The 6,283-nt window shown below is 48.1% G+C and carries 4 protein-coding genes; 1 reads left to right on the forward strand and 3 read right to left on the reverse strand.

Features of this window, described 5'->3' with window-relative positions; all coding sequences use genetic code 11:
• Positions 1-73: 73 nt before the first annotated feature.
• The 3 genes from Q0991_RS24750 to Q0991_RS24760 all read right to left on the reverse strand — a co-directional run bounded on the left by Q0991_RS24750 (position 74) and on the right by Q0991_RS24760 (position 5,458).
• Positions 74-2,887, reverse strand: a complete 2,814-nt coding sequence (locus tag Q0991_RS24750; RefSeq protein WP_299493710.1) for an NACHT domain-containing protein — start codon at positions 2,885-2,887, stop codon at positions 74-76.
• 276 nt (positions 2,888-3,163) lie between these two features.
• A complete protein-coding gene (locus Q0991_RS24755; RefSeq protein WP_299493712.1) occupies positions 3,164-4,315 on the reverse strand; it encodes an L-dopachrome tautomerase-related protein in 1,152 nt (383 codons plus the stop codon).
• A 135-nt stretch (positions 4,316-4,450) separates the two neighbouring features.
• A complete protein-coding gene (locus Q0991_RS24760) occupies positions 4,451-5,458 on the reverse strand; it encodes a TIGR00266 family protein (RefSeq protein WP_299493714.1) in 1,008 nt (335 codons plus the stop codon).
• Between the two features lie 359 nt (positions 5,459-5,817).
• Between Q0991_RS24760 and Q0991_RS24765 the strand changes: the two genes are divergently transcribed.
• Positions 5,818-6,228, forward strand: coding sequence for a pentapeptide repeat-containing protein (locus Q0991_RS24765; protein WP_299493716.1), 411 nt, complete (start codon positions 5,818-5,820; stop codon positions 6,226-6,228).
• Positions 6,229-6,283 lie beyond the last annotated feature (55 nt).

Genomic DNA, 6,283 nt, shown 5'->3' on the forward strand with positions numbered 1-6,283 from the left:
ATTGCTTACGCAAAACAGGTCATCAGTTCGAAAATTTTTGGGATGCGGTGGATCATGCCTTCAGAAAAGTGTCCTAACCCAATCTTTGATTGCTATAACTGCCACTGACAATCCGCTGACCATCGGGGCTAAAGGCCACCGACCAAATAGCACGAGAATGTTCTTGTCGGATCCATAACACACGCCCGGTACTGGCGTCCCACATCTGCAGTCTGCCGTTACTCTCCCCAATGGCCCACCGCTGGCCATCGGGGCTAACAGCAATGGTATTAATGGCTGCTAGAACTTTATTGAAACGGGCGTCTGCCAAGCTGGCTCTGGCCAAATTCACCTGTAGTAAGCTGACATTGGCAAAATTAACTCCTTGCAGATGGGTATCGCTCAAATCATGGGTTTCCAAAGCCCAAGGATTGTTATCAACCAAAAGCTGCGTCAGGTTCCCACCCCAGTACCCTGCCTGTTCCTGAGTTTGTCCCCGAGTGGCTTGAATTTGAGGAAGTAACCGTTCCACCATTAGGTCCGAATCGAGCATAGGAACAGCCAAATCCAAAATTGCCTTAGCTAGTGGGGCAGGCACCAGCAATGGCTGAAGACTCTCCCGATCTCCTGATCTAAACCGAAGTAGAGGAGCAATCTCTTGGATGGCACCCTGCTCATCCACTTGCCGCTGGCAATAATCCCACCAGCCATATTCTTGGGCAGGTAACGCTTGATCGACATGGGTTTGTTCCCGCGCCACATCCAGAAAATCAGGAGCCAAAACCCCCAACAAAGCCACCAGCTTATAGGCGACAAAAAACTCCAGCAGTGACCGATGGGCAGGGCTGTAATTTCCCTCCGCATCCCGAATCAGCATCGACTGTCCCATCATGTCGTAGTGCCAATGATCCAGGTCTGTTTGCTCTTGTACCACTGGGCCAAATAGCTTCCGAAGCCGCTCTGGGAAAAGCTTATAGTTCAGCCGCATCTGATCCGATACAATCATTTCCCAAGACAGCTCACACAGAAAATACAGCTTATCTACCAAGGAGGTAAAGGTTCGCTCTGCCTTAATATCCCGCTCCATCTTCCGTCGCACGGCATACAGATACACCCGCGCTAAATCAATTGGCTTGCCCGCTGTAATCTCTGGCAACGCATCCAAAATTAGCTCCGTCATTACTGGGCGACGAGCCAAATCCAAAAGCTGAGGATAGCCCATAATTTGTTGTACAGCTCTCTCATCCGCCCGAAAGGACAGCACTTGCCGAATTTGCTCCTCATTAAATTTTTCCAGCTCTAGCACTTCGAATTGGGGCGGTTCCCCTGTCAAAGCCGCTGTCGAAGCCTTTAACTCGGCATTCATTAAATCTCGCCCTTCTTTGGCTTCCGGGAAATGCTCCGTCCGACAGGTCAGAATCGCTTTTGATCCTGGCACTACCACCTTGGCCAGCTCCCAAAAATTATTAATCATCTGCTGCCGATCGACCCGCGCCGCCATCTCATCAAAGCCGTCAAATATTAGCAGCAGCTTCCCCATTCGATTCAACTGCTCAAAAGCCGAATACCCCGGAATCGGAATCTCATGCTTGCGAAAGAAAAACTCCGAAAACAGTGACTCTACGCTTACGGCCTTGGCATAGTCCCGCAGCGGAATCACCAAAGGTAATCGCGGTCGCTCAGTTCCTCGTTGCTGTGCTTCGCGATAGTCTTGTAAAGCCTTCCAGGCATAGTGCAGCGTAAACCAAGTCTTTCCCGTCCCAAACTCCCCCAGCACCGAAATATGTTCTTTGGCGGGGTCATCCAGCCACACATCCACATAACCATCAATCCAACCATTCGCTTCGCCATATCGACTCAACGCAATTCGTTGCTGAGTTTGAGGACTCAGTTCTTCTTTCGTGCAAGCCAGGGGTACATATTGCTTATCAATTTTTCGACTTGAAATTTCCCCTTCTAACCAAGACAAATAGCCACTAAAATCCGCATCCTGATCCAGCAATTCATCAAAGGTGTAACATTCCAAATGCTCATTCTTGTCTTGGACCACCACATCCCGCGCCGCCTCACTCATGCGGCGACTACTCACCAGCCACCCTTCATCAGTACGCTGGCCTTCAACCGATTGGGCTAAAGCCTCTATATCTGCAACCCCACCCTCACCATCTATCCCCCTCACCAGCACCCGATTAAATCGCCGCCGACTCACTCGATAGGTAATAATCCACTCAGAATAGTCTGTTTCCCAAGCCTCATAAGACTCAAACTCATAGTCCAACGTCTCGAACCACCCGCGCATTTCTTGGGCCAAACGATAGGCTCGACAACTCTCTTGGGGGGATGAGTCACTGCCCGGCAGCATAAGTCTATCTTGAGAAACCAAGCGAGCCATCTCTGCCCGCATCGCTTCCACAGTAGGTAGCCGATTAAGTCTTTCTTGCACCCGATCTAAGCCATCTCGAAGACTGGCAATATTCTGATCTCGTCTGACCTCTGCAGGCTTTCTCGTCCGATTTGCCACTTCAAAAAAAATGGCACTGAAACGGGCAAATTCAAGCGGATAATCAATTTCCTCAGCCCTAATCTCATCCCCTAAAGCAAAGTCATGAACATAGCGCTCCCCTTCAGCTAGCAAAATATTAGGATTATCTTGCTCAAATGACTCTCGGAAAATCCGGCGAATTTCATCCTGCCGCAATAACTTCAACATCAGCGGAGGTTTGCCCACACCATATTCCACTAGAGCATAAGCATATACACCACTAAAGTCCTCAGGCGGGTGTTCAGGATCCAGGTTGAATTGCTTGAGCAGCTTAATTACTGCCTCATTTCGTTGCAACTTATTGGCTGCAATAGGTGTGGCAATTTTTGCGATCGCTCCAACCAGCTGACCTATTTCGATTGGCACAATTTCGCTCCCAGAATATAGCTCAGGCCACAATTTGCCTTGTCGCTATTATGCGGGTCACTTCTATCCGCAACAGTAAGGCTTATGGTGACTTAATAATATTGAAACCTCTCAATGCAATGAAATAACACCCTTTGCAAGCAAAATCAGTGGGTGTTGTGAGATAAAGGTCCACTACTTCCAGTAAAAATGAAATCACCCCAGATTCTGTGTAGATTTGCCTGTCTTATACAGCAGAAGATTGCCAAAACAATGACCCTCGCTAGCCCTATTCTCCTATCGACCTACGCTACTCGGAGCCAAAGCCGGGAATCGAATCACCAGAAACGGTGCGATCACATCATTGCTACCTTCATTTAAGGGTGGCGACTTGTGGAGCTGGTTGACCGTTCCATAAACATAGCCATCTGGCCCAATCGCTAAGCCATCTGGCCAACTCAGTTTCTGATCGTCTTGATAGAGAATCTGGTATTTGCCAGCAGCGTTGGTTACACCAATCGCATTAGCCGTAATATCTGTAACGTAAATATTTCCAGCACTGTCCGCCGTAATCCCATCACTGATCGGTTTATCGCCATAGCGCTGGACTTTTTGCCTTAATTGCTGCTCATTTAAGGATTGATTCAATAAATCTGAGGTGCGAATTCGATAGAGGGACTGACCATTCATCGCCCCAAAGTAAACCCATTCGTAGGCCGGGTCGATGGTGATCGGATTAACGCCGATTCGGGCTGGGGCATCTCCTAAGGAAATGATGCGACCGTCAATTTTAATATCAATGTCTTCTGGAACGGTAGACGGACTGCCTTGCAGAACTCGACGGGCTAAACCAGTTTTTAGATCAACCACAATCAGCGCCGCATCCGGTCCACCTGCAGTATCGGCAATATACATCGCCTCATGCTTGGCATCTACTGCAAAATCATTGAGAAAGGCATTCTCTGTAATCACAGGTGGGGGTAAATAAATCACCTGATGGAGTTCGTTGCGCCGAGTATCCCAGGCAATTAAGCGTCCCGTGGGAAAGGCGGGGCTAGGATTATCCAAAAACCAAATATTTCCCCTACCGTCTGCCTGAATCCCCAAGGTATTGTTGAGACCTGACCACTTGGGAGGGCTAGCATCAGGCGCTTTCCCCCAATCTGAATTGGGATAGATTTGCCAATTTTCTGGGTCAAGAACTTCGATGGCCCGATTTTCGTTACCAAAGAAGCTATGAACGCTACAAAAGATGCGCTGATCTGCCGTAACCGCAATATTGCCGACTTCTGCTCCCAGGGGGAGTTCAGCCACAATCTCTAGCTGGTTGGCAGAGGATTTGGCTGCAACTCCGTGGGGAGAATGGAAGTGAAAGCCAATTAAAAATAAGCAGGTGCAGACTGCGATCGCAACTCGTCTACGAGAAAAACTCAGGTCAGGCCAATTCAATAGAGGAACTCCAAACGCCTGCTAGTGATTAACCTTCAGATAGAAGTGAATGTCAAGCACTGTAAGGCGGGAAAGATCTGAACTGACCTGACGTCAAACCAAAGAGATTGAGAGCAATAAAACGGCTTGCAAACTCTAGAAGTTGTCTCCATCGAGCAAATCGCCAAGGCTACCCAGTAATGAGCCTTCACCTCGACCACCCCCTCCAGTGCGTTGAGGGGCTGCGGCTAACATCCGTCCCGCCATTCTGGAGAAGGGAAGAGATTGTAACCATACATGCCCAGGCCCCGTTAAGGTGGCGAAAAACAACCCTTCTCCGCCAAAAATAATTGACTTTACATTGCCCGCTTGCTGGATATCGTAATGAACGGAGTCCGTTAAGGCGACCAGACAGCCCGTATCCACATGTAAGGTTTCACCCGCTTTGAGATCGCGTTGAACCACTGTCCCACCCGCATGGAGGAAGGCTAAGCCTGTACCGTCTAGCTTTTGCATGATAAAGCCTTCTCCACCAAAGAGTCCTGTGAGGATCTTCTTCTGGAAATGAATGCCAATTTGAACCCCTTTGGCTGCACAGAGGAAACTGTCTTTTTGACAGATTAACCGTCCGCCATAATCACTGAGTTTGGCAGCAATAATCGTACCGGGATAGGGTGCTGCAAAGGCAACATGGGCTTTGCCTTGAGGCCCCCCGTGGGTAAACACAGTGGTGAACAAACTTTCGCCCGTAACCAGACGTTTGCCTGCCCCGACTAGCTTATCCATAAATCCCCCCTGGGAGGATTGAGCTGAGCCATCGCCAAAAATGGTTTCCATTTGGACAACGGCGTCTTTGTACATCATGGCACCTGCTTCAGCCACGGCACTTTCACCCGGATCGAGTTCGACTTCAACAAACTGCATGTCTTCGCCAAAAATTTGATAGTCAATTTCATGAGCTGCACCCGGACCTACGGGGGGTGGGGGAGGTGGGGCTGCAACGGCATCTCCCTGGAGTTCGGTCACTTGAGAAATGGGAAGCCAATCGGTAAATCCCTGTCGCCAACAATAGCCATTGGGATTTTGTCTAGCTTGGTCAATGGCCTGCTTTTCGTCAAAAGGACCGATGCGATCGCTACCGTAATTGAAATACCAAGTTGTCATGTCTCTAATTGCTGCTCACCAAACTACAGATATCATTGCTCAAAGTCCACACAAGCTGTGCGAGCAAGGAACGATGTGATATAGCTTTCCCAGATTGCAGGTCACAGATTCAAGTCTGCAATGAAAAGTTCAAATTAAGCCCAACTTTTGTCCTAGCCAGATGAATTCACACATTTCTGCTAGTGCATCGTCAAGCTACAAAATTAGGGTAGACGATCTTCAGAACGCTTTCTTTATAAGGCTTACCAGAGATGCTTGCCCTAAAAATAAGTCTTGACGCTGCACTAGAGACTTTTGCTTTATGGAGAAAATTCTATAGTTGGCGGTGTAATTAGTGTTTGATGTTCAAGCTATGTGGTGTGGAGAATTGGGAAAAGAAAATCAAGATTAACTACTGTGCTTTGGGAGTTATAGAGATGACTGCTGAGGAATTGTTTGAACGATATGGTAATGGGGAAAGGGATTTCAGAGGAGTTGACTTGAGTGGAGTCAATCTCACTAGAAAAGAGTTGAATGGGATCAATCTGCAAGAAGCCAACCTTTGTGGAGCTGAATTGTTGGATACCTTCTTGGGGCAAGCGAATCTTAGGAAAACCCTCTTTAGAGGAGCCAATTTAGATCATACATATTTCGGTTCTACTGATTTGAGTGGCTCTGATATGCAAAGTGCTTACATGGGAAACACCAATTTTGAGGATGCTAACCTGACTGGAGCAAAATTGAGAGATGAAGTGGTCCCCATTGGTTGGACAATTTTGAGGGGTCGCTAAGCTCTGAACAAAAGACCTATGTTTAACTTGTTCCACGAGTATTACACAGGTGAAT

This window comes from Acaryochloris sp. IP29b_bin.137, assembly GCF_028285745.1.
GTDB lineage: Bacteria > Cyanobacteriota > Cyanobacteriia > Thermosynechococcales > Thermosynechococcaceae > Acaryochloris.

Coding starts and splice junctions, on each gene's coding strand:
- Q0991_RS24760 (WP_299493714.1), bottom strand. CDS start 5,458: ATGACAACTTGGTATTTCAATTACGGTAGCGATCGCATCGGTCCTTTT.